Source organism: Saccharopolyspora phatthalungensis (assembly GCF_014203395.1).
In the GTDB taxonomy this organism is placed as follows: Bacteria; Actinomycetota; Actinomycetes; order Mycobacteriales; family Pseudonocardiaceae; genus Saccharopolyspora; species Saccharopolyspora phatthalungensis.
Genome location: NZ_JACHIW010000002.1, coordinates 1117716 through 1143385 on the forward strand (window position 1 = coordinate 1117716; position 25670 = coordinate 1143385).

Below are 25670 nucleotides of genomic sequence, written 5' to 3' on the forward strand. Positions count from 1 at the left end.
TGGAATGGTAGAGGTAGACGCTGGCCACTGAGCCACCGGCCCGCACCGTCGATGCGTCATTCGGCGGTTCCCCGGTAGGGCAAGCCACTGCGTTTTCCAGCTGGGCCGGGTTTTCCAGCCGGACCGGGATTCCCAGCTGGGCTGGGTTTTCCAGCCGGACCGGGATTCCCAGCCGAGCCGGTCTCATTCGGCCACGTACGAATAGGCCAAGACCGACGGCGTTGTCCCCCACTCCAGCCGAGAGAAACGCGCCCGGCGCCCTCCGTCGAACGTTTCTCGACAGCCGCGTCGAGCCGAGATTGCGCATCCGCTCGGTTCATGACACCAGCACCGCTTGCCCCGTCATCATCGCCGACATCCGCCAGCCGATAGAGCCGCTCCAACAGCTTTCGCCGCTCCCGCTCCATAGCAGCGTCGTCAGCATCCAGGCTGTTTGCCTTGCTGGGCGTTTCCACCGCCGACACCGCACCGCCCGGCTGCGGAAGGAACCCACCACCGCCCACCTCCGATCTCGCAGCCGCAGTCACATTCATGGTCACGTCCAGGTACCCGCGCAGTCGCTGCCGCAACGCCTCAGCTGCCGCCCGATCGTCCGGAGCCCGCAATAGCTGATACGCCATAGCCAGCCGAAACGGCTCCGCCGCTCCAACACCCAGCACCTCATCGGCACCAGCGAACAATCCCGCCACGACATCAGGCCCCTGCCGATCCATCACCTCCCGCAACGCCGCATCAGCCGCACCCAGCAACGCATTTATCTCCTGCAGCGCAACATCACGCCGCGTCTGCCGCACCATCGCGACAGCAGCGGCAGCGGCCTGCACCTCGTTCCGCAATGCCACTACATCCAAACTCTGGCGGGAATGCTGCTGCGCGACGTCCGACCAGTACTCCACCCGTGCACGCAATTCAGGCTCATAAGGCGCCGAGGCATCAACCAGAAGCTGCCGCAGCGAATCCACCGATGCCATCAACTCAGAAACCAACTGCTGCCGCTGGGCCGCGGGCGCGAGTTGCGACCGCACCTCGTTACCTATCCGCTCGACCAACGCCCGAGCATCGTTGACTCGCTTGTGCAGGTCCGCTGGCTCTACGCGATCAAAGCCACCCCGCGCCAACATCGCCGACCACATGGCAACCCGTTGCCGTAACTCGGGCATATAATTCGCCGGCGCATCGGACAGAATCCGTCGCAGGGCATCCACCGACATCGTCAAGTCGGCAACCAATCGCGACCGCTCAGCCGCTGTCACCTCCGGCACATCACCCCGGGGCCGTTCTCCGAATGCCGGCGAATCAAACTCGGAAGCCGGCTGCGGCGCGGCAGCAGTTTCCTGCTCCGGATCCCCCGATATCGCCCCACTCACACCGCCCTCATCCCTGATCTCCCGAAGCCGCGCCGCACCCCATTTCACACCCCTTTGGAACCTGTCCCCCAACGCCACAGCGGTGTAGGGCTCACCCGCGTCACGAGCACGACGCGCCTCCACCCGCGCCGCCTCCCGCTCCCGCTCATCCAACGCCTGCCGACTCACACCACCCTCATCCCCGATCTCCCGAAGCCGCGCCGCACCCCACCCTTGGCTCTTCCCGAACTTGTTTCCCAACGTCGCGGCGGTGTAGGGCTCGCCGGCGTCACGAGCACGACGCGCCTCCGCTCGCGCCGCCTCCCGCTCCCGCTCACCCAAATCCTGCCAACTCACACCGCCCTCATCCCTGATCTCCGCAAGCCGCGCCGCACCCCACCATTGGCTCTTCCCGAACTCGTTTCCCAACGTCGCAGCGGTGTAGGGCTCACCCGCATCACGAGCACGACGCGCCTCCACCCGCGCCGCCTCCCGCTCCCGCTCACCCAAATCCTGCCAACTCACACCACCCTCATCCCCGATCTCCCGAAGCCGCGCCGCACCCCATTTCACACCCCTTTGGAACCTGTCCCCCAACGCCACAGCGGTGTACGGCTCACCCGCGTCACGAGCACGACGCGCCTCCACCCGCGCCGCCTCCCGCTCCCGCTCACCCAACTCCTGCCGACTCGCACCACCCTCATCCGCGATGTCCGCAAGTCGTTGCCGCCCCCAAGTCTTGCCCTTACCGAACTGCCTCCCCAACGCCGAAGCGGAGTAGGGCTCACCCGCATCACGAGCACGACGCGCCTCCACCCGCGCCGCCTCCCGCACCTGCTGCTCCTGATCATCCGATTGCTGCTGACTCGCACCGCCCTCGTCCCTGATCTCCCGAAGCCGCGCCGCACCCCAACTTTCACTCCTCCCCAACGCTTCCCCCAACGCCGAAGCGGAGTAGGGCTCACCCGCGTCACGAGCACGACGCGCCTCCACCCGCGCCGCCTCCCGCGCCGCCTCTTGGTCCTGCCGATCCAAATCCTGCCGACTCACACCACCCTCATCCCCGATCTCCCGAAGCCGCGCCGCACCCCATTTCAGACCCCTTTGGAACCTGTCCCCCAACGCCACAGCGGTGTAGGGCTCACCCGCGTCACGAGCACGACGCGCCTCCACCCGCGCCGCCTCCCGCTCTCGCTCAACCAACTCCTGCCGACTCACACCACCCTCATTCCTGATCTCCGCAAGCCGCGCCGCACCCCACCTTTCACTCCTGCCGAACGCTTCCCCCAACGCCACAGCGGTGTACGGCTCACCTGCATCACGAGCACGACGCGCCGCCACCCGCGCCGCCTCCTGCAACAGCTGCACACCTTGAAGTCCTTCGGCCGCTTCACCCGCCTGGTCACTGGGCCACGCAAGCCTGCGCGCAGCCCCCTCTCCGACCGATGCGTCGGCGCGCCGCCGCTTACGGCGACCGCTTTCAGCAATCGAAGCCGTTCCCGCAACACCGCGAGTAGTGTCCTCAATGGACACCAACGATCCCGCCGCACCCGGGCCCGCATACTGCTCACCGCCGGCCCCGAGGTGGAAACCGGCTCCCAGGAACGACACATCCTCCGCCGCCGTCATCTCCAGTCCGGTACCCCACCCAACACCGCTGGACCATCCCAAAAGCGCCGACTCAGCGGCACTGCCAACAGCCTGTCTGCTCCCCGCATACTCTTCCGATTGCGGGACATCGGTCCCGGGGTCCGGACCCGCCCCAGCGCGGACGGACAACGCCGTCCCCCGCACACCAAGCTTGACGGCCAGGTCCCGGGAAAATCGCAACGCCTGATCATGGCCATTCGCAGCAACCCTCGCCGCGACCAGGGCCACCACATCATCCAGCGAAACAACAGTGTTCCCGCGCGCCAGTTGCACCACATCATGCGTGCCCTGCACGATCCGCACCGCCGGGTCACGAGGGCCGCCCACCGCCTTGGCTCGCTCGACCTCGCTACGAAGATGCGAGTCCGTCCACTCCGCCACCCTCGCCGGTGTCGGCCTTTCCCGCGCCGGCAGGCCCGTCTCGGCAAGGGCGAAAGATCGCTCGACAACGTTGGGTTCCACCTGCCGCGGCATCGTCTCAGCCGCCGCCATTAAGCCGGACGTTTCGCGAATCGCCGCCTCAAGATGGGCCTGCCGCAGCGTCCCGATGACGGGAGCCGACCCAGCGGCCGACCGTTCACCTCGCACCCGCTCCACCAACTCCGCGGCCTGCCCCACCCGCCTACGCAAGTTCTCCAACTCCACGCCATTCAGCTCGCCCCGCTCCATCCGCGCCGACCAGTCCGCGACCCGCTGACGCAAACCGGGCCGATACGCCTGCGGCGCACCAATCAAGAGGCCGCGCAACGAGCCCATCAATCCCTGCAAGTTCGAAACCAACCGCGACCGCTCGGCTTCAGCCACATCCGCAGCCGCCGGGACATCACCTTCAGACCGCGACGCCTCCGGAACCTCTTCCCGTTCCTGGCCATCCGCATCCGCTTGACTCAGGTCCTCCTCACGCGTCCTGAACTCCAGAAGCCGGTCCCTGCCCCACACTGCGCTCCTGCGGAATAGCGTCCCCAACGACTCACCGGTGTGAAGACGACCCGCATCACGAGCATGACGCAGCTCCTCCCACACCAACTCCCGCTCCCGCGCAGCCACATCCGCCCGACTCAACCCTTCCTCGCGCGCGCCGATCTCCGCAAGCCGCTCCGAACCCCACGCCGCGTCCCTGCCGAACACATTCCCCAACGACTCACCGGTGTGCGGCTCACCGGCATCATGAGCCCGACGCACCTCCGCCAACACCGCCACCAACTCCGCATTCCGCTGCCCCGAAACCACATCCACCCGACTCGCACCCTCCTCCCGCGCCCTGAACTCCGCTAGCCGCTCCGAACCCCAGGTCGCGCCCTTCCCGAAAGCCCTCCCCAACGACCCACCGGTGTGGGGCTTACCGGCGTCACGAGCCCGACGCAGCTCCGCCCACGCCGCTTCGAACAACGCCTCCCGCTCACGCTTGGCCGCATCCGCCCGACTCTGCCCGCCCTCCGCCTTGAACTCCACCAGCCGGTTATTACCCCACGACCTGCTTTTCCCGAACTTCTCCGCCAACGATTGGCCGGTGTGGGGCTGCCCCGCCTCTTGTGCGCGACGCAACTCGGCCCACACCTCCGCAAACTTTGCATCCCGCTGCTGCGCAACCACCTCCCTCCGACTCGCACCCCCCTCCTGCGCCAGAAACTCCGCAATCCGCTTGTAACCCCACCTCGCCTTCATGCCGAACACCTGCGCCAGCGATTCACCGGTGTGGGGATGACCCGCTTCTTGCGCCCGACGCAACTCGTCCCACACGCCCAACTCCTCGTTCCGCTGATAATCATCCGGTCGAGGCGCACGCCGACCAGCTGCCCCCGCAGAACCCGGCACGGCACCGCCATCGCCCGGATCACCGACACGACGCCGCTTTCGCCCACTGCTCCCACCTACCGAGGCCGGCCCTGCCACCCCTCCAGCTGAAGGCTCCGTCCCCTCCGGCCGAGACCCCAACGGCTCAACCGAACCACCCGCCGACTCGGCAGCCATGCCACCAAGCCCTTCGCTCGCGGCCGCCTGCTCGGCAACCGGATTGCTCGTCCGCGAATCCGGCACGCCGCCAGTGTGGACGGCCGAGTCTGTCCCTCCAGTACCGAGGCCCCACCGAGGACGCTCGCCGGACACATCCACATCCGCCGCCGAGGCACGCGTGACCGTGGCAGCACCCGCGTCGTCGTCGGCCACATCCCAGCTGGGACCCAGCGAACCCTCGTCCTCGATCTGATCAATCGGCACCAAATCCCGCAAGGGCGATGCTGGATCCTCAGCGTGTTCAGCCGACCCTGCACCGGCATCGGCCGCTAGTGCCGTTACCGTCTCCGCCGGTTGGGCTGACCGACCACCCTCCCGCCTCTTCCACTCCGCAATTCGCTGCCTACCCCACGACTTGCTCTTTCCGAATTTTGCGCCCAGCGATGCACCGGAGTGCGGTTCACCGGCGTCATGAGCGCGACTCACTTCCGCCCACACCTGCGCTGAGAATGCCTCCCGTTGCCCGGCGACCAACTGCGCCCGGCTCATATCCGGTTCCCGCCTCCTGAACTCCGCGATCCGCTGCGCAGCCCACCCCCCGCTCTTTTCGAACTTCTTCGCCAACGACCGGGTGGTGTGGGGTTCACCGGCGTCATGAGCACGACGCAATTCCGCCCACACCGGCTCCAACTCCGCATTCTGTTCCCCCTCCGCTCTCCTGAACTCCGCAAGCCGTTCCTTACCCCACCAATTGCTCTTGCCGAACTTCTTCGCCAACGTCCCACCGGTGTAGGGCTGACCCGCATCACGAGCACGACGCACCTCCGCCCACACCGGCTCCAACTCCGCATCCCGCTGCTCCGTAATAAACTGTGTCCGGGTCTTACCGCCCTCCCTCCTCCTGAACTCCGCAAGCCGGGACCGACCCCACGCCGCGGTCCGGCCGAACTTCGCGCCCAACGTCTCACCGGTGTGGGTTTGGCCCGCGTCACGAGCGCGACGCACTTCGGCCCAGACGTCCTCGTACAACATCACCTGCTGCTGATCCACCCCAGATCGAGCGGGCTCCTCAGGCCCCCGCACAACACCGCCATCGACCGGATCATCGATGCGAATCCGGTTTCTCTCGCTCCTTTCACCTACCGATGCGCCCCCCGCCACACCCACACCTGAAGGCACGCCACCAGGAGCATCCGCAGATCGCCCGGCCACACCTGCGACCGTGCCGCCTTCCGCCGACACGCCACCCGATTGCCCGATGCCGACCTCGTCCCCTACCGAGACCCACGCCTGCTCAACGGTCTGCCAATCGACCGACCACGACCCCAGGTCATCCACCAACTCGGCGGCAGCCGGATCAAACCCCCATGTCATCGGAATATCCACCGACTCCGCCGTCGTGTCATCGCGCTGACCGGCGTCGGCAACTTCCTCCAACCCCGGGAGATCCGCCAACGGGTCCGGCCCCGCACCGGCGTGGACGGCCAACCCCGTCCCCTCTGTGCCAAGGCGGGCCGCCAACTCCCGGGAGAACCGCACGGCATTATCACGACTGACCTCGCCAACCCGCGCCGCGACCAAAGCCACCACATCATCCAGCGACACACCGGCATCGCCCCGCACCAACGCCACCACATCATGCGTGCCCTGCACGATCCGCACCGCCACACCACGGTGTGTGCCCACCGTTTTGGCGCGTTCCACCTCCCGATGCAGGTCCGACTCCGTCCACCCCGCCACACCGGCCGCTGCCCCGCCGCCGTCGGAGCCCGGAATGACCCCTGCCAAGGGAGAAGTCGTCTCCGATACCGCGCTGCCCGAATACACACCGGGCACATCGGTCGCACCCGTCAAAGGCTTGTCCGCGACTGAAGCGAGCACGGGTGACGCAGCCTCTGCCCCCCGCACGCCCTCCACTGAAGGACTCAAACTGTCCACACCGGACGGACCAGTACCGACATGCTCGTGCGGCAGATCGGCATGGGAATTCCCCTCCGTAGCCCCACCATCTTCGACCAGCAAGCCGTCCTGGTCGAGCGAACCCGACCTCGGCAAGGGTGCCGAATTCCCCACCGACTCATCGTGATCGCGCACAGAAGACCCGCCAGGACCGGCGTGGTCATTACCACCAGCAACCGAGCTGTACGCCGGCGGCGGCGCAGCGGGAAGGGAATCCCGTACGCTGGCAGCACCGTCGTAACCCGGCGAATCACTTCGGACGTGGTCGTCACCTTGAGGCGGGATGTAAGGGGGTGGCGGCTTAACCGGCGTATCGTGGGCCCGCAGCACATCCGGTGCCTTTGCATCACCATCAAGCCACGACAGCGCCCCGGTATCCCTTGGCTTTTCAGACACGCCGGTCCTGGAGTCCTCACCTACCGCAACACCGGCATCCGCATCCCTTGGCCCACCACCAGGCAACTGCCCGACAGGCGGGGCAACACTGGCAGACGGGGCAACACTGGGCTCCGGAACCGAAGCCCCCGGCACCGGGCCACCCGACGGCACAGCCCTGGTCCGGAACGAAACCGCCGCATCTTCGCCGACCACGCCGCCATCCGATACGCCGGTCGGGTCACCCGCCAGCGCTTTTTCGGGGTCGACCGGCAACGAATCGGCCGTATCCGACTCCGTGCTGTCGGACTTTTCATTCTCGCTGGTGGTGTCTCGGGCCCGGCCCGCCGGAATCAACTGGCCTCGCAACGTCAGACCCGTCAGGTTCCCGATACCCGAGCCCACCGCCCCCGACAACCCGGCGGTGAACGAGAACGGATTCCACTGCGCCCCCTGACCACTCAGCGCGCCATACCCCGCCTCGCCCAGCATTTCGGTCAGGCCCTCTTCCAGCGATTCGCCCAGCCCGTGACCGAACCGGGCCGCCCACATCGCCCGCACCGACATACCCGTGTAATCCTCAATATTCTTCGACACCACACGGGCAAAACGCGCCATCGACGAAACCGGATACAGCTGCGCGTGCTCCTCCACAGCATGCTTCGCCGCCGCTGCCAGCACCTCAGCATCAATCTCATCGCCCAAACCACGCACCAACACCTTGGTGATCGCATTACCCACCACACTGCCCAGCACCGACAACGGCACCGCCAACAACGCGCTGAACGACCCCACCCCCACCGCCATCCCCGTCAACTGGCCATCCCACTTCTTCCGCGTCCCCAACGCAAACTGCGCCCCCTGCGCACCCACCTCCACCACCAACTGCAACCCCACCCCCACCACCTGAGCCACCGCCAACCGCACGAACAACTGACCCCACCACCGCGACAACAAAAACCGCATCACCACAAACCGCGCCGCCAACCACGCCATACTCGCCCCACCCGTCACCCCCGCCATCGCCACCGCCCACACCACCTCAGCCAACAACAGAAGCAAACCCCCCACCGTCACAAACTTCAAATACTGCACCTGCAACGCCAAATTCCGCACAAACCCCGCCAACTCCCGCAACCCCACACCACCCGCCTCCAACACCGAAGAAAACCCCTCCAACCGCTCCGCGAACCGATCCGCCGCCTTCCCCGAAAACCCACCCCGCACCCGTCCCACCACCTCCCCCACCACCGGTGCCAACACCTCCACCGTCGCCGCACCCTGCTCCAACCGCTCCGCCACCGCGAACAACGCATCCTCATCCGCATCCGTCATGTCCTCACCGGTCAAGACCTGAAAAAGTCGCCTCACCTCCTCCGGCACCATTACCGACACGCAACAACACCCACTCGGCTCACACTCGGACTAGGCCGAAACGACCATCGCACCGTAGTATGAGCCCGCCCTACGGCCCCGTTGAACCACGCACGCCGCTCTTCCGATGACCATGCGCGTTCAGCCATCGAAATCCGGAAAAAAGGGAAGAAATTCCTTTCCTGCACATTAAGAAGCGTGCGCGCCTCGCGAGCTGGGCGGCAACGCTTGATCAGCTCGACCAGCCGCCCCGGCGGACACGCATGACTCGTAGTCCGCCGGGTGCCGGAATTCCCCGATTTTAGCCGGGAAACCGCTGTCGAGAGGGTGTCATTCGCGGGACATTGTCGTGGCTGCGGGGCCTTGCTCGTCTCCCGTCCCGGTTCCGTTCATTGGTTCACCGGGCTCGGTCGCGACGCCGAAGCCGAGGTGATCCAGGATGATGCGCCCCATGCCGCTGATGGTTCCGACGCTGCTGGCCAGCGCCATCGGCGGAATGTCCACCTGGAACTGCTTGCGTGCCTTGAGCAGAAGTTCCATCGCCATCAGCGAGTCCATGCCCATTTGGTCCAATGATCGGTTTCGGTCCAGCCGATCCGGCGTGGTCTGCAGGACCACCGCGACCAGTTGCGCCAGGGTGTCGTCCACCAACCGGCGACGGGCTTCGACGGACTCCGCCCGAATTCGCTCGACGAGTTGGTCGACACGGTAGCCGGTGCCCTCGATTTCCGGCGGCAGCAGACCGGCGGTGCGGGGTGCTTTGAGCACGGGCAGGAATTCGCTTGCCTGTCCCCATTCGAAGTTCGCCACGGTGACCACCGGGTCGTCACAACCGAGCAGCCGGTCGAAGATGTCCAGCGCCTCCTGTGCGGTCGCGGTCCCTATGCCGAATCGCTCGAACGCCACCGATATCCCGGTGCGCGCAGCGTAACCGACGTCGCTGATGGCGCCCCACTGGATCGCCAGTGCCGGCTCACCACGCCGCCGGCGGACGCGGACGAGGGCTTCGAGGGCGGCGTTTGCAGCGACATACGCGCTCTGCTTGACGTTGCCGATCGCCACGGAGCCGGACGAGAACACGACGAAGAAGTCGAGGTCACGTCCACGGGTGAGTTCGTCGAGCACCAACCCACCGCCGATCTTCGGTGACAGCACGGCTCGGAAGCGATCATCGTCGAGGTCGATCAGGATCTCGTCGTCCAGGTGCATCGCGGCGTGCACGACGCCACGCACTGGGTACCCGCCGTCGTCGATCTGTTGAAACACCGCGCGCATGGCGTCGCGGTCGGCGACGTCGGCGGCGTACACGGAGACCTCGGTGCCGAGCGCGGCGAGTTCGGCGACCTTTTCCTCGGCTCCAGGAGTGGCCGGTCCCCGTCGGCCGACCAGGGCGAGGTGCCGGGCGCCGCGTTCGGCCAGTCGACGTGCCGCCGCGAACGCGAACCCACCGAGCCCACCGGTGACCAGATACGTACCGTCCGGGGCGAGGCTCGGTAGGGCGGTTCGTTCCACTGGCACGGGTTCGTCGAAGCAGACCACGAGCTTGCCGACGTGCCGGGAGTGCTGCATCAACCGGAATGCGTCGTCGATGCCGGCGGCGGCGAACGACTGGTGGGGCAGCGGCCGGTACTCCCCGGCATCGAGGCGACGCGCGACCTCGGCGAACTGATCGGCCGCCAAGTCCGGGCGGCCCAACGGCAGATTGCCGATGTCCACCGCGAAGAAACTGATGTTCTTCCGCAGCGTGCCCATGAGCATCCGGCTGTTGCCGTAAATGTCGCGCTTGCCGAGTTCCACGAACCTGCCGTTGGTGCCCAACACCTCCAGGCCGCGCGCGATGCCGTCCCCGCTGAGCGAATTGAGCACCACGTCAACGCCGCGACCACCGGTGATCTCCCGGACCTCGTCGGCGAATTCCATGCTGCGTGAGTCGAGCACGTGCCGGATCCCGAGCATCCGCAGGCAGTCCCGCTTGGCCGGGGATCCCGCCGTGGCGATCACCCTCGCCCCGCACAGTTCGGCGAACCGGATGGCCGCCAAGCCGACCCCACCGGCCGCACCGTGCACCAATACGGTCTCCCCCGGTGCGAGGCTCGCAAGATGCCCAAGCCCGTAGTGCACCGTGAGGTAGGCGATCGGGATCGTCGCCGCCGCTGCGAAGGACATCCCCTCCGGGATCCGCGCCACCGACCGCGCGCTGGCCACCGTATGCGACCCGAACGCCGCGACCGTCATCCCGAATACCCGGTCTCCGACCCGCAGATCGGTCACCTGGGAACCCGTCTCGCACACCACGCCCGCGCACTCCAAGCCCAGCAACTGCTCGGACTCGATGTGGCCCTCGGCTTCGGCGACCGGCGGCAGCAGGCCGACGGCCACCATCATGTCCCGGTAGTTCAGCGCGGCCGCCCGGACCTCCACCAGCACCTCGTCCGGTCCCAGTCGGGGGGCAGTGCTTTCGACCCAAGCCAGGCGGTAGGACAGGCCCTGGTCACGCAGTGCCAACGTGTAGGGCCGGTCCGTGTCGGCTCCGACGGGGAGTGTCCCGGCCGGTCGTTGCCTCAGGCGCGGGACGAACCGCCCCCGTGGGGTCAGCATGATCTCGTCCTCGTCGTCGGGATCGAGTAGCTCGACGCTCAACCGTCTTGCGTCCGCGGCCGAATCCGTTCCGCGTTCCAGCGCGATCCGGTTGAGCTCCATCCAGTGCGACTCGTTGGCCACCGACCGCGCCATACCCCACACCGCCGCAGACACCGGCTCGACCGTTCCTGATCCGATCTCGACCTCGGCGGAGGGAAGGACCAGCCAGCACGTCACCTCGGCGTCCACTCGTTGGGCCGCGTCGGCCACCGCGCGAATCACCGCTGCGGACCGCACGATGTCCTCCGGCTCGGACTCGCCCGCACCGAACAGCAGCACCACGTCTACCGGGCCCTCGCCGGGCGGAACCAGGTCGAACCACACGTCCGAGTCGGTGCTCATCTCGACCTGGTCAACCGAGACGCAGTCGGCTTCAGCCAGTTCCCGGCCGAGTTTCACGAACAGGTCGGCATCGGCCGGGCTCTCGGCGGCGATCAGCCAGCGCGTGACGCCGTCCCCGGCCGGGCGCGTCCGTGCAGGGGAAGCGTCCCGCCGCCTTCTGGCCAGCAGCACCGAGGACTCGGGTTCCTCATCGTCGGTAAGACCGATCTGGATGACATCGTCGAAGCCGGACTCGCGCAGCAGCGACGGCCACCGGTCTGCCGCGACGAGCGGCGAGGCGGTACGCAGGTCGATGTCCGTGAATGCCCAGAACGCGTCGAAGAGTCCGAAGGCCAGCGCCAAAAGCGACGTGTCGTGTGCCTCGTAGACGAGCAACTGCCCGCCGTCGGTCAGCAGTTCGCCGAGCCGTTGCAGCGCACTACCCAGCTCCGTGGTGGCGTGCAGCGCGTTGGAGGCGATGATCAAATCGAATTGACCGGGCGCGAAGCCCTGCTCGCCGAAGTCCTGGTTTAGATCCAGCTGCCGGTAGTCGACGAAACCGTGGTCGGCGAACCGTTCCTGCGCTCGCGGGAAGAACGACGACGAGACATCGGTGAACACATACGACGTGCGATCGGATGGCACCACCGGCAGGACGGCCGAAGTGGTGCCGCCCGTCCCAGCGCCGACCTCCAAGATTCGCAACGACCGATCCGCCGGAATGGTTTCGGCGATCGACCGGACCACATCGCGGGCGACTCCATTGTAGAAGGCCGGCAACGACGCCTTCTCGTAGAACCACTCGATGATTTCGCTGCCGCTGTCCTGGAAAGCCAGATCCAGCGGGTCACTGCGACCGGACAGGATATCCACCAGGTGCAGGCCGAACCGGCCGTAGAGCATGGCCGCCGCGGCGTCGTCCGGATGCTGCCAAAGGACCTCGGCCAGCACCGGTTCGGGAGCGGGGGCTTCGACGATGCGCCAGGTTCCCGCGCCGGCCGAGGTCACCAGTCCATGCTCCCGCGCGATGCCGACGAACACGTCAACCAGCTTCGCGTACTTTGGGAGCACGCTGGCTTCCATCAGGTCGACCGTAGCGAACTCGGAGCGGTCGCCGAGCAGCGTCCGAAACGCCGACACTGCACAGCACGCCGACAACCGACGGATCAGCGGCAGGACCGCACGAACCTGCGTGCCTTTCGTGGCCCGCAGCTCGGCGATCGCCTCCTCGGCACCGGTCAGGACCTCGGAAGGCTCCGGGAGTGCGCTCGCCTCGATCTCTTGTCCGTGGCGCGGTGCGGCCAACGGCACCGTGACGAGTTCGGTGGGACGACCGTCGGCAATCGTGCCGACCCGCCGTACCCGGCACTCGCTCATTTCCACGGTCACCTGGCCGGATTCGTCGGTGACGAGGACGTCCCAGCACACCTCGCGCGGAACTCTTGAACGCAGCCGCACATGAATGAATCCGTGCGGCGTCGGTCGGGCCCACACCCGGGCGCGGCCGATCGATATGGGCAGGTATGCGGTCCGTGCGGCCGCGCCTGGACTCTCGTTCATCCCCGGCAGCAACGGCACCCCGGCTTGCAGGGCGGCGTCAAGTACCGCGGGGTGGGCCTCGAAGTCGTTGTCGGGCAGGTCGTGGGAGTAGCGGGCCAGGACCTTGTCACCGACGGTCCACAGTTCGTGCAGCAGCCGGAACGTCGGGCCGCAGCTCAGGCGGGTGGCGTCCAACCGGTCGTAGAACTCGTCGCCGCCAATGCGGGTGGCCGCGGACTCGCGGAACGCGGTTGGGTCGATCTCGTTGGGAGCGCGCCCGATTCTTGGGCGCACGCGCCCGCGTGCATGCAGACGCCACTCCCTTTTCGAGTCGCTCTGGCTGGCTATCCGCAGCACGCCGTCCTCATCGGACAAAGAGGTCTGCAGCCGCATGTCCATTTCGGAATCCCACGGCAGCGCGCATGCGGTCGGGATGTCCAGAGTGTCCAGCTCGGCGGCGGAGTCGAACCGCTGCCGTCCGGCGGCTAGGGCCATCTCGATGTAGCCGGCGGCCGGGATTACCACGGTGTCGTCGACCAAGTGGTCGCCCAGCCAGGGCAGTCGGGCTCGTTCGATCTCGTTGTGCCAGGTGGGTTCCGCTACCGGAACTCGGTCGCCCAGCAGTGGGTGGACCGTGTTCCCGTCGCCTACCGACCGCAGCCACATGCTCGGCTCGGCCTGCCAGTACCGCTCCCGCTGCCACGGGTACGCGGGGAGGTCCACCACCCGGCCCGGGAGCGGAAAGTAGCCGGACCAGTCGATCTCGACGCCGTTGGCGATCACTGTCGCAACCGCGGCACGCACCGCGTCCCCGCCCGCTGCCGACCGGGTCATCGTCGGAACGGCCGTGGCTCCGGCGCGACGCAGGTAAGGCTTGAGTGCGGCGTCCGGGCCGATCTCCACCACGGTATCGACGCCTTGCTCGACGAGATGCCGGGCCGCGGCGGCGAAACGGACCGGCTGGCGGATGTTGCGCCACCAGTAGTCGCCGGTCAGCTCCGGCCCTTCGATCGGAGCACCGGTCACTGTGGACACCAGCGGTACGCGAGTGCGCGACGCGACGATATCAGCGAGTGCTCCGCGCTGGTCGGTCTCGGTCGGGTCCATGACATGGCTGTGGAACGCGTAATCCAGATCGAGTTCGCGTACGAAGACGTCGCTCTCGGACAGTTGGGTCGCGAGGGCGCGCAGGGATTCACCGTCCCCGGAGATCGTGACGTGGTCGGCGGCGTTGATCCCGGCGATCTCCAGGCGGCCGCCGTAGGCCGCGAGCAATTCCCGGGCGCCTTCGGCACCGAGGCCGATCGCGGCCATCCGGCCCTGTCCCGCCGTGCGTCCTTGAATCCGGCTGCGTTCGACGATAACCCGAGCCGCCGTTTCCAGATCGAGCGCGCCGGATACGTGGGCGGCAGCGACCTCACCGACGCTGTAACCCACCACCGCCGACGGGCGCACCCCGTACTCGGCGAGCAGCGCCACGAGGCCGACCTGGAGTGCGAACAGCGCGGGCTGGGCGACTTCGGTGGCCGTCATCGCCGCCGGCTCCGTCGTGGCGGCCAGCTTTTCGGCCACCGACCAGCCCAGCAGCGGAGCCAGTGCGGCGTCCACCTCGCGGACGGCCACAGCGAAAACGGGTTCCTCGCGCAACAGCTGCGCACCCATCCCAGCCCACTGGGTTCCGTTCCCGGCGAACGCGAACGCCACCCGTTTACCCGTGCTGGCCGGCCCGGACCCGGGTGCCGCGTCGTCGGTGGCCAGCGCCGAGAGGAGTTCGGCTGCCGCGGAAGGGGTTTCGGCGAGCACCGCGGCGCGATACGGGTGCTGCTCACGCCGTCGGGCGGCGGTGTAGCAGGCGTCGTAGAACTCCGCAAACGGCGTCGCGTCCAGTCGTTCGGCGGTGCGTTTTACCGCCGCCACGAGAGCTTCCCGCGTCCGAGCGGAGACCACGAGCGGCAGTGGCCGGGTCGCCGGATCCGCGGGCAACGCGGCTGCGGCGGCGTTCGGCGCGGCCCCGAGGATGACGTGCGCATTCGCGCCGCCGAAACCAAAACTGTTCACGCCGACCACGGAGCGCTCCCGCACGTCCACCCGGCGGGCGGCGCGGACCACCTCCAGCCCCATGCCGTCGAAGTCGATCGCCGGATCCAGCGGGTCGGCGTGCAGCGAGGCCGGGATGGTGCCGTGGCGCAACACCAGCACCGCCTTGAGCACACCGGCGATTCCCGAGGCCGGTTCGAGGTGCCCCAGATTCGTCTTCACCGACCCCAGCGGCAGGGCCGCACCGCGGCGAGTCCCCAGCGCCCGGCCGATGGCCTCGCACTCCACCGGATCACCGATCGGGGTGCCGGTGCCGTGCGCCTCGAAGTACACCAGATCATCGGGGTCGATCCCGAAACCGCCATACACCCCGCGCAGTAGCGCCGCCTGCGTTTCCGCCGCCGGGACGAGCGCTCCGCTCGCCCTTCCGTCGGCGTTGGTGCCACTGCCCAGCACCACCGCGTGCACCCGGTCCCCGTCGGCCACCGCATCGCACAGGCGCTTGAGCACGACGATACCGCCGCCCTCGGCACGCACATAGCCGTCCGCCTCGGCCGAAAAGGACGCACACCGCCCCTTTTTCGACAGCATCGTCGCCTTCGAGAACCCGACGAAGTTGTAGGGGTTGAGCAGCAGGTTCACCCCGCCCACCACCGCCAGCCCCAACCGGCCGGTCCGCAGGCCCTCGCAAGCCTGATGCATCGCCACCAGCGCCGAGGAACACGCCGTATCCACCGTCATGCTCGGCCCACGCAAGTCGAAGACGTAGGAAAGACGGTTCGCTGCCATCGACAGCGCCGCACCACTCATGCTGTGCGACGAAATGACGCGCGGCACCGACTGCTGCAGCGCGGCGTACGACAGGTCCGACATGCCCACGAACACCCCGGTGTCCGACCCCGCCACCCGCGACCGCGCGATCCCCGCATCATCGAACGCTTCCGCGGTCATCTCCAGCAGCAGGCGTTGCTGCGGGTCCATCAGATGCGCCTCACGCGGCGAGATCCCGAAGTACTCCGCATCGAATCCTGCGATGTCGGCCAGGTACCCGCCGGCGAAGGTGTACGTCTTCCCGGGGCGTTGCGGGTCCGCGTCCAGGAACCGCTCCGGATCGAAACGCCCCGGTGGCGGCTCGCCGATGACATCGCGCCCGGCCCGCAGCGCCGACCAGAACTCGTCCGGGCTGTTGAGCCCGCCCGGCAACCGGCAGGACATTCCGACCACGGCCAAGGCATCCGAAGCAGTTTCAGCAGCGTGACGCATTCAAAGCCCTTCTAGCGAGCACTATTCATTGCCGGCAGTGATCGTCACCGGCCAGCAAGGACACACCCGGCAGCGACCGCCCGAAAACGCAAACATGAAGCCGAAAAGAGAAACGTGGGCGTCACCCTAGCACCCTCCGGATCAAGCGTGAGCAACATTCACACGACGGCGACAGGCAACGCGAGACGTTTGTATTCACTAAGTTGAATATGTTGATCCGAGCATCATTAGCCCGATCGAAGGGCATCGCCGTCGCCTCCCTAGACTGCGCACGCACCGAACAGGCATGACTTTTCGCGTGATCGTCCTTCGTTTCGTCATACGGGATTCGGCATAGGGGATTCGTCTACGGGAAAGGCGCACGGGAATGACCGATGCATCCGGAGAGCAGGAACCCGCGCGGCCGGGACGCACCAGGAAAGCGCGCTTCGCCATGGTTCTATTCGCGAACCTCCTCGCCACCGGGGTTCTGCTGGTACTCACCGCGACTTCCGCGCTGCCGGTCTCGTTCAACCTTTCCGGCTTGCCGTTCAAGGTTTCCGCGGAGCGCTTCGACAGCGACGGCTTCCTGCAGATCCCCCGGCTGGAGAACACCCCCGACGGACGCCTGCCGGTCGGCGTCACCACTGTCGTATCCGCCGAGATACGCGGCTTATGCGAATCCGTCGTGATCCCCAGCCCCGCCGGACCTGTCACGGTCCGCATCACCGCCGGCAAACAGGCACCGGTCACGGTGAAAAATCTGGCACTGAACCTGACCGACCTGGCCGGCAACACCACCTTCCGGGAGCTGCACCTGGGACCGCGCCCGCCCGGCCACGAGGACCCCGGCGCCATCGGTGGGATCCTTCAGCGTGCCGATTCGGTGTCCATCGACCAACTGCGGGTCAAGACCAACACCCTCGCCGTCGGCACGATGAATCTGACCGACATGCGATTCAAAGTCGTCTACGGCGCCGAGGAATGCTTCTGATGGCTCGCGGAATCGGCGACTCGGTGACCGCGTTCAGCCAATGGCGGGCCACCCGGCCCTTCCTCGCCGGCCTGCTGACGCTGTTCGCGGGTATGGAACTCGCGGTCGTTCCGGTGCTCAGCGTCCGGTTCATTCTCATCCAGGGCGGTCCGGGAATCGGTTCGCTTCTCGTGGCCGCCGCGCTCGTGGGCTGCGGAATCCTGCTGTGGACCAAGCCCTGGCGGCACAACCTGCTGGGCGCGGGCATCATCGCGCTCGCCTTCACCTCGTACGTAACGACGAACCTGGGCGGATTCCTCATCGGCATGGTGCTGGCGCTGATCGGCGGGGCGCTGGCGGTGTCCTGGCGCGCGATCGAAAAATGATGACCGAAAGGCTTCAGGAGGACGACCATGGGCGTGGCTAAGCGGACGGTTTCCCGGTTGTTCTACGGGTACCGGCGCGTGAACGAACGCGGGCTCGCGCGCGCCGTCACCGGCAAGACCGTCCTGGTCACGGGAGCGTCCCACGGCATTGGCCGCGCCACCGCAAGGAAACTCGCCGCCGCCGGAGCGCACGTTGTCCTGGTCGCACGCTCCCAGCACCACCTGGACGATCTTGCCGCGGAGATCACGGCCGACGGCGGCGCGGCGATCGCGCTGCGCACCAACCTCACCGACTTCGACGAGGTCGACAACCTCACCAAATACGTTCGCGACGAGTTTGGCCGCGTCGACATCCTCGTCAGCAACGCGGGCAAATCCGTCCGGCGAGCGATTCACGACTCCTACGACCGCTTCCACGAGCACCAAAGCCTGATCAACATCAACTACCTCGGCCCCGTCAAGCTCACCCTCGGGCTGCTGCCGCTCATGCGGGCACATGGCGGCGGACTCCTGGTCAACGTCGCCACGTTCGCAACCCGGCTGCCGCCTTGGCCGCGCTGGGCCGGTTACCAGGCATCGAAATCCGCCTTCGACATCTGGCTGCGCGGCACCGTCGCCGAACTGCGCCAAGACGGCATCAGACTCGCCACCGTCTACCCGGGATTCGTCGACACCCGCATGAGCGCCCCAACCGCGCATCTGCGCCGACTGCCGCCGTTGCACCTCGACGACGCCGCGAACCTGGTCTGCGCCGCCATCGTCCGCGGCCGCGGCAACATCGGCCCGCGGTGGATCCCCCTCATCGATGGAGCGGCGGGCCTGTGCCAGGACATCGCCTCGCGGGTCGCCACAACGGCGCACCGCCACATGGCCTGACGCCCGAGCGATGGGAAATCGGCACGTCGATTTCCCATCGCCCCAAGTGACGGTTATGCCGGTATGACAACGGGTTTGATCGTGGTGGGGTCGCTGCGGCCGGCTTGCAGTGCGATTTCGGTGTCGGCCAACGGAAACGTCCCGGTCGCCAGCGTGTCCAGGTCCACTCGGCCCGAGGCGCTGAGGGCGACCGCGGCGGGATAGGTGTTGGCGTAGCGGAAAGTTCCGGTGACGGTGATTTCGCGGTTCTGGATCAGTGCGACGGGCAGCGGTATATCGCTGCCGGGGCCCATGCCGACCAGCACTGCGGTGCCGGCCGGGCGCAGCGCCCGGATCCCGGTGCTCACTGCGGAAGGGGCTCCGGAACACTCCAGCAGCACGTCGGCGCGCATGTCGTCGAACGGGTCGGTGCCGGGTCGCAGGGTTCGGTCCGCGCCGAGTGCGGCGGCGGTGTTCAACCGGTGCTGGTTGACATCGGTGACCACGACGTGGCCTGCCCCGGCGATACGGGCGGCTTGGAGGGCCAGGAGCCCGACCGGTCCGGCGCCGGTGATCAACACCCTGTCGCCGGGGCCTACCCGGGCTTTGCCGACGGCCCACAGCCCGACCGACAACGGCTCCAGCAAGGCGGCCGCGGTGTCGGAAACCTGGTCGGGGACGGGATGGGCGAAGTCCTCGTTGACGGTGACGTACCGGGCGAATGCGCCGTCGACCGGCGGGGTGGCGAAGAACGCGACGTCGGCGCAGAGGTTGTAGCGGCCGGTGCGGCATTCCGTGCACCGGCCGCAAGGCACACCGGGTTCGATGGCCACGCGGGTCCCCGCGGCGTGGCGGGACGCCCCGGGCCCGTGACCGACGACCACACCCATCGCCTCGTGGCCAAGCACGAGGGGGGAGGTGACGGTGAAGTCGCCGATTCGACCGTGCTCGTAGTAGTGGACATCGGAGCCGCAGATCCCGACCGCCCGGACCTCGATGAGCACCTCCCGTGGTCCTGGGGTGGGCACCGGACGTTCCTCGATGCGGAGATCGTGCGGGGCGTGCAGCACCGCAGCCTGGTTGTACATGCTGGGGCATCTCCTAAGAAGTCTGTCAGGCGGCGGCTATTGTTTTTCGGCCAGCACGGCTTCGCGCCCCTCGGGTGCGATTTCGGCCAGATCGCGGCCCTTTACCTCGGGAAGCAGGATGCCGCACACGATGATGCCGAGCGCGAACGCGGCGAACACGAGCATCACCGCGGAGAAGCCGATCGTTTTGATCAGGATCGGGGTGAAGACGCTGCTGAGCACCGCGGCGAACCGTGTCCAGCCGGTGGTGAAGCCGCGCGCGGTTCCGCGCACCGACGTCGGGAACAACTCCGCGGTGTACTGCCAGATGGCCTGGTTCACTCCGCACCAGTAGCTGAACCCGCCGGCCGCGAGGATCACGAAAATGGTGCCGACGTGTTCTTTGGAAAGACCGACTTGGGCGGCAAGCACCAGCGCGATCGTGGTGATCACGCCGCCGCCGATGAGTAGCGGCTTGCGGCCGACGCGGTCGGTGACGGCGATGTTGACGATGTTGCCCAGCAAATAGGCCGCCCAGATCACCATGCCGAACAGGATCGCGGCGCGGGTGGTGGTGGCTCCGAGCGAGCTGGCCAGGAACGCAGAGTAGGAGCCGAGGAACAGCGACGCGATGCTGCCGCAGATGCACAGGACGGAGAGCACGACGATGTTCCGCCGGTACGGGCCGGTGAACAGCGCGAGGCTGCGCTGAATTTGGGAACCTTCCAGCTTTTCGGCGACCGGCGCGTCCATCCCGGCCCACCGGCTGACTTCCTCGGCCTCGGCGGTGCGGCCCTTGGCGGCCAGCCACTGCGAGGTCTCCGGAACCGAATGCCGCATGACCAGGATCGCCAGGGCGGGAATAGCGCAGGAACCGAGCATCCACCGCCACGCTTCGTCACCGATCGGAAGCATCGCGACAGCGACGGCCGGGCAGGCCAACGCGCCCACTGTCCAGGCGAGCTGCCACCAGGCCAACGCCGCGCCGCGCACCCGTGCGGGCACGAACTCGGCGGTCATCGCTCCCGATGTCGGCAGGTCCATGCCGATGCCGACCCCCACCAGGAATCGCGCCACCACGAGCAACCAGAACGCTGGGCTTACCGCCGACAGGACCGACGCCGCCGCCATCAGCGCCAGGCTGGCGATGAAGATCGCGCGTCGTCCGAGAAGGTCGGTGAGGAAACCGGCGACGATCGCGGCGATGAAGGCACCGGCGTAGGCGGCCCCGGTGAGCAGCCCGACTTCCCACGGTCCCATTTTGAACGCGGGCGTGATCAGGACGATCGCGCTGCCGAGCATGATGAGGTCGAAGCCGTCGACGAAGCCACCGCCCGAGGACAGGGCGACGACGCGCACCTGTCTCTTGGTGAGCCGATCAGCGTTGTGCGTGGCCATGGTGCTCCTCAATGGTCGTGCGGTTGAGCTTGGGCTAGGGGTGGGTGGGGGGCAAGGGCGGCGGCAGTTCTCCCGAACCGCGCCTGATCAGTTCGACGGGAATCCGCACCGTGCTGGGCGGCGCCGTGCGAGCGCCGGTGAGCCTTTCCAGAAGCAGGCGGGCGGCGATTTTGGCCATCTCGGCCGGGTCGTGGCGGACGACGGTCACGCCTGGGGACAGCAGGCCGGCGGTCTCGAAGTCGCCGAAACCGACGAGCGCGACGCCTTCGTGGAGGTCCTGCAGGGCTTCCAGGGTGCCGATGGTGATGCGGTTGCTGGCCGTGAAGATCGCCGTCGGCCGACGCTCCTCGGGCATTGACATCACGGTCGTGGCCGCAACCCGGGCATCGGATGTGGTGCGCAGATCCAGGTGCACAAGCTCGGAGTCGACCGCGACACCGGCGCGCGTCAGCGAGTCCTGATATCCGGCGAGACGTTCCTGCGCGACGTCCAGGCGCGTGCTTTCGGCCAGCAGCGCGATCCGCCGGTGGCCGTGGCGCAACAGATGGTCGACCGCCTTGCGTGCGCCACCGTGGTTGTCGGCCACCACGGCATCGGTGTCGATGCCCTTGGCCGTGGCGTCGACGAACACCAGCGGGGTGCCCCGGTTGAGCTCTTGCTGGAGGTAGCCGTGATCGGCGGAGGCGGGGAAGACCAGCAGGCCGTCGACCCGGCGCCGCAAGAACGCGTCGATGGCCTCGCGTTCGGCGTCCGGGTTGTGCTCGCCACTGGCGGTGAGCATCACGTATCCCTGCCGCTTGGCATCGGCGGCCACCTGCTGGGCGAACCGCGCGTAGAAGGGGTTCACCAGATCTTCGATGACCAGCCCGATCGTCATGGTGGTATCGCCCTGCCGCAGCATCCGGGCAATGTCGTTGCGCTGAAAATCGAGTGCCTGGACCGCGGCGTTGACCGCGGCCGTCGTCTCGGGCGCGACGAACTTCTCCCCGTTGATCACCCGGGAGACCGTGCGGTAGGAGACGCCGGCTCTCTTGGCGACGTCACGCAACGTCGGGCGGCGACCCGACCGGCCCGATGCTGTCTCATCGGACGGGCCGCCTGGCAACGTTGACATATCGCCGGTCATGACTAGCAGGCTCCTTTGCCCTTACGGGGAAACACAAAGACGAGAAAGTTGTCAGCGCTAAGGATGCGTGGCACTATCGTGCTGTCAACGTTGCCAATACTCCGCGCCCGCCGTCGCTGATGTCAAGGCCCAGCTCGATATGGGCGCGCACTTCGAGAGACGCCATGACTGACATGACTGAGCGGCCGTGTCCGCCGAGCAACTCGCACTCCTTCGCCGGGACGGTGGGGCGCACCATCGCCGAGTCCACACCCGCGTGGCCGGCCCCGATCCGCCCGCCGGCCGGCGCGCCGAACGTCGTCGTGATCGTTCTCGATGACGTCGGGTTCGCGCAGCTGGGATGTTTCGGGGCGCGGATCCGCACGCCGCACATGGACTCGTTAGCGGACTCGGGGCTGCGCTACACGAACTTCCATGCGACATCGCTGTGTTCGACAACGCGTGCCTGCCTGCTCACCGGGCGCAACCACCACTCGGTGGGCATGGGTTTCCTCGCGGATTTCGACACCGGCTACCCCAACGCTCGGGGCTCGGTGTCGCCGTCGGCGGGCACCCTGGCCGAGATGCTCGGCGCGCGCGGGTACGGGACCCACGCGCTGGGCAAGTGGCATCTGGCCGGGCCCGCGCAGATGAGTCCTTCGGGGCCGTTCCATCAATGGCCCACCGGCCGCGGTTTCGACCGCTGGTATGGATTCCTGTGGGGCGAGGACGACCAGTGGGCACCCGAACTCTGGTACGACCAGCACCGCGTGGATCCGCCGGCCGGGGACGGCTATCACCTCAGCGAAGATCTCGTCGACCGGGCCAAGGAGTTCATCGGCGACCACGTCACGGCCGATCCCAGCCGTCCCTTTTTCACCTACCTGGCCTTCGGCGCGTGCCACGCCCCGCACCAGGCGCCCCGGGAGTTCATTGAGCGTTATCGCGGAGTGTTCGACGAGGGCTGGGACGTCGAACGCGTCCGGGTGCTCGACGAGCAGATCCGTCTCGGCGTCGTCCCGCCGGAAACGAGGCTGGCACCGCGCAACCCAGGGGTACCGGCCTGGGACAGCCTTACCCCGCAGGAGCGCAAGCTCTGCGCGCGGATGCAGGAGACCTTCGCCGGATTCATGGAACACACCGATGCCCAAATCGGACGGCTGCTGGACTTCCTGCGGCAGCAAGCGCTTCTCGACGACACCGTCGTCATGCTGCTCTCCGACAACGGCGCCAGCGGCGAGGGCGGCCGACACGGATCACTCAACGAGTACCGGTATTTCCTTGGGCTACCCGACGATTTCCAGGACAACATCGACGCGATGGACGAGCTCGGCGGCCCCTGGACGCACAACCACTACCCGGCGGGATGGGCACAGGCCGGCAACACCCCGTTCAAGTACTACAAGTCCTACACCTTCGCCGGCGGTATCCGGACCCCGCTCATCGTCAAGCCCGCGGCCGGCAGTCGCGTCCAACCCGGCGTCCGCGACCAGTTCCACCACGTCATCGATCTGGCCCCGACCATCCTCGATCTCGCTGGCGTGTCCGCGCCCGAGACCTACCGTGGCATTGCACAGCAACCGCTGCACGGCGTGTCCATGCGCTATACCTTCCACGACGCCGACGCACCGACCACGCGGGACCGGCAGTACTTCGAAACCGCCGGCCAGCGCGGACTCTGGCGTGATGGCTGGAAAATCATTACCCATCACCAGCCGGGCGAGCCCTTCGAGCACGACCAGTGGGAGCTCTACCAGGTCGACGAGGACCGCTCCGAAACCCAGGACCGAGCCGGCGAATACCCCGAACTCGTCGAGGACATGGTCGCGGCCTGGTGGCGTGAGGCCGAGCGCTACGACGTCCTGCCACTTGACGACCGCAAGAGAGAACGCGCCGAGGCCGTCGACCCCGCCGCGTCGGTCCGGACGCGCTACGAATTCCTCCCGGGCACCCGAGCCCTCAACCGAGTACTCGGCCCCGACTTCGCCGGACGATCGTTCACCATCACCGCGGACGTCCATCGCCCCGACAAGGACGCCGACGGGGTCCTGCTCGCCCACGGACGACGAGCCGCCGGCTTCTCGCTGTTCGTGGTCGACAATCAGCTGTGGTTCGACTACAACCTGGCCGGCCGACACGTCGTGCTCACCAGCGACTTCCCAGTCCCGACCGGCGACACCCGCCTCGCCGTCCGCCTCGACCGCAACGGCCTCGGCGCCGAGGCCACCCTCTACATCGACGACACCGCGTCCGCGAACTGCCACCTCGACCGCACCCTGCCCGGCGGCTTCGGCTGCCTGTCCACCCAAGCCGGACACAATAGCCCCTCGCCCGTCAGCGACCGGTACCAAAGCCCGTTCCGCTTCGCCGGAACCCTGCGAAAGGTCGTCGTCGACCTCGACAACGACCAACAGGACACCGCCGAGGAGGTCTGGCAAGCAGCCCTCGCCCAGGACTGAGCCACGGGGCGACTGCGGTTTCCGATTTTGCCGAAAATTGGGGAAACCCCGGCACCAGCGCGCGGCCGCGCCGGCCAGTGGCGGCGCTGGTCCATCGGTCCTAGGGTTGAAGGCCATCCGCGGGCCAAGTGCCTGTACGGGAGGGGAAACCATGCAGCGAGACGACTGGCCGACACCCGAGCACGGGCTGGTGCTCACGCATTTCCTGACTGTCCGCGACGTGGGCCGCGCACGCGAGTTCTACGCCGACATCCTCGGCGGTCACGTCGTACTCGAGGAGAACCCTTGCATCGTGAAGGTGGCCAATTCCTGGATCATCATGAACCCGGGTGGCGGCCCCACCCCCGACAAGCCCGATGTCGTTCTGCGCGCACCGGAACCGTCCGATCCGGTCTCGGCATTCATCAACGTGCGGGTGGCCGACATCGCGACCTTCTATGCCGAGGCACGGGACAAGGGGGCCGAGTTCCTCACCGAACCGATCGACCGGAAAGCGGAGATCCGGTGCTACCTGCGTGACCCGGACGGCTACCTCATCGAGATCGGGCAGGCCACGGGCATGCTCGAAGGAATCTTCGCCGACCCACCGGCGGGCAACGACTAGTAAGTTGGAGGATGCGGAGTCCGCGGCCTGAGGGATTTTCGGCGCGTTGACGTGGTTTGCGCGCCTTTCGACGGGGTTGGGGCCGTGGGAGGTTCCGTGTTGACTGGTTCCCGGGCGCCTTGACATGATTCGCGCCTTCCGAGCGGGTTGGGGCTGGGGGAGGTTCCGTGTTGACCTGGTTCCCGGGCCGCCTTGGCATGATTCGCACGCCTTTTGAGGGGGTTGGGGCTGTGGGAGGTTCCGTGTTGGATGGGCCATCCCCGCGATCGGTGGAGTATGGGGGCTGCGTTCCGGAGGTCAAGCCCGGCCTGACGGCCGCCTCTTCGAGGTTTCAGGCTTGACATCCGGCCCACAGCCCCGGTTCGGCTTTATATCGCGGGGATGGCC

10 protein-coding genes are annotated in these 25670 nt (G+C 67.3%); 5 read left to right on the plus strand and 5 right to left on the minus strand.

Features of this window, described 5'->3' with window-relative positions; translation table 11 throughout:
• Positions 1-56: 56 nt before the first annotated feature.
• Entirely contained in the window at positions 57-8669 is an 8613-nt protein-coding gene (locus tag BJ970_RS31405; protein WP_446689110.1) for a collagen-like triple helix repeat-containing protein, read from the minus strand.
• A 318-nt stretch (positions 8670-8987) separates the two neighbouring features.
• Positions 8988-16457, minus strand: a complete 7470-nt coding sequence (locus BJ970_RS31410; RefSeq protein WP_184730963.1) for a type I polyketide synthase — start codon at positions 16455-16457, stop codon at positions 8988-8990.
• A gap of 367 nt (positions 16458-16824) precedes the next feature.
• Here BJ970_RS31410 and BJ970_RS31415 point away from each other — a divergent pair, with 367 nt between their 5' ends.
• From BJ970_RS31415 to BJ970_RS31425, 3 genes are read left to right on the plus strand one after another with little or no spacing between them, the layout of a single operon-like run.
• A complete protein-coding gene (locus tag BJ970_RS31415; RefSeq protein ID WP_184730965.1) occupies positions 16825-17430 on the plus strand; it encodes a DUF6230 family protein in 606 nt (201 codons plus the stop codon).
• Positions 17430-17795, plus strand: coding sequence for a DUF6114 domain-containing protein (locus tag BJ970_RS31420; RefSeq protein WP_184730967.1), 366 nt, complete (start codon positions 17430-17432; stop codon positions 17793-17795). The genes BJ970_RS31415 and BJ970_RS31420 overlap by 1 nt, the downstream gene beginning before the upstream one ends.
• Before the next feature lie 27 nt (positions 17796-17822).
• Positions 17823-18671: an SDR family NAD(P)-dependent oxidoreductase gene (locus tag BJ970_RS31425; protein ID WP_184730969.1), complete on the plus strand. Its 849-nt coding sequence runs from the start codon at positions 17823-17825 to the stop codon at positions 18669-18671.
• Positions 18672-18724: 53 nt separating this feature from the next.
• Here BJ970_RS31425 and BJ970_RS31430 read toward each other — a convergent pair whose 3' ends face one another.
• Genes BJ970_RS31430 through BJ970_RS31440 form a run of 3 tightly spaced genes read right to left on the minus strand, consistent with a single transcriptional unit; the run spans position 18725 to position 22241 of the window.
• Complete coding sequence (locus BJ970_RS31430; protein WP_184730971.1) at positions 18725-19738, minus strand: NAD(P)-dependent alcohol dehydrogenase; 1014 nt, start codon at positions 19736-19738, stop codon at positions 18725-18727.
• A gap of 36 nt (positions 19739-19774) precedes the next feature.
• Complete coding sequence (locus BJ970_RS31435) at positions 19775-21115, minus strand: MFS transporter (RefSeq protein WP_184730973.1); 1341 nt, start codon at positions 21113-21115, stop codon at positions 19775-19777.
• Positions 21116-21149: 34 nt separating this feature from the next.
• Positions 21150-22241, minus strand: coding sequence for a LacI family DNA-binding transcriptional regulator (locus BJ970_RS31440; RefSeq protein ID WP_184730975.1), 1092 nt, complete (start codon positions 22239-22241; stop codon positions 21150-21152).
• 164 nt (positions 22242-22405) lie between these two features.
• Here BJ970_RS31440 and BJ970_RS31445 point away from each other — a divergent pair, with 164 nt between their 5' ends.
• Both BJ970_RS31445 and BJ970_RS31450 read left to right on the plus strand, forming a co-directional pair.
• On the plus strand, positions 22406-24679 hold the full coding sequence (locus BJ970_RS31445; RefSeq protein ID WP_221468329.1) for an arylsulfatase: 2274 nt from the start codon (positions 22406-22408) through the stop codon (positions 24677-24679).
• 151 nt (positions 24680-24830) lie between these two features.
• Positions 24831-25283 carry a VOC family protein gene (locus BJ970_RS31450; RefSeq protein ID WP_184730977.1) on the plus strand — a complete coding sequence of 151 codons (453 nt, stop codon included), beginning with the start codon at positions 24831-24833 and terminating at the stop codon, positions 25281-25283.
• Positions 25284-25670: the final 387 nt, after the last annotated feature.

What these genes read in the sequence shown, in the direction of transcription:
- BJ970_RS31405 (WP_446689110.1), bottom strand. Translation starts at nt 8,669, where the DNA reads ATGGTGCCGGAGGAGGTGAGGCGACTTTTTCAGGTCTTGACCGGTGAG.
- BJ970_RS31410 (WP_184730963.1), bottom strand. Translation starts at nt 16,457, where the DNA reads ATGCGTCACGCTGCTGAAACTGCTTCGGATGCCTTGGCCGTGGTCGGA.
- BJ970_RS31415 (WP_184730965.1), top strand. Translation starts at nt 16,825, where the DNA reads ATGACCGATGCATCCGGAGAGCAGGAACCCGCGCGGCCGGGACGCACC.
- BJ970_RS31420 (WP_184730967.1), top strand. Translation starts at nt 17,430, where the DNA reads ATGGCTCGCGGAATCGGCGACTCGGTGACCGCGTTCAGCCAATGGCGG.
- BJ970_RS31425 (WP_184730969.1), top strand. Translation starts at nt 17,823, where the DNA reads ATGGGCGTGGCTAAGCGGACGGTTTCCCGGTTGTTCTACGGGTACCGG.
- BJ970_RS31430 (WP_184730971.1), bottom strand. Translation starts at nt 19,738, where the DNA reads ATGTACAACCAGGCTGCGGTGCTGCACGCCCCGCACGATCTCCGCATC.
- BJ970_RS31435 (WP_184730973.1), bottom strand. Translation starts at nt 21,115, where the DNA reads ATGGCCACGCACAACGCTGATCGGCTCACCAAGAGACAGGTGCGCGTC.
- BJ970_RS31440 (WP_184730975.1), bottom strand. Translation starts at nt 22,241, where the DNA reads ATGACCGGCGATATGTCAACGTTGCCAGGCGGCCCGTCCGATGAGACA.
- BJ970_RS31445 (WP_221468329.1), top strand. Translation starts at nt 22,406, where the DNA reads ATGACTGACATGACTGAGCGGCCGTGTCCGCCGAGCAACTCGCACTCC.
- BJ970_RS31450 (WP_184730977.1), top strand. Translation starts at nt 24,831, where the DNA reads ATGCAGCGAGACGACTGGCCGACACCCGAGCACGGGCTGGTGCTCACG.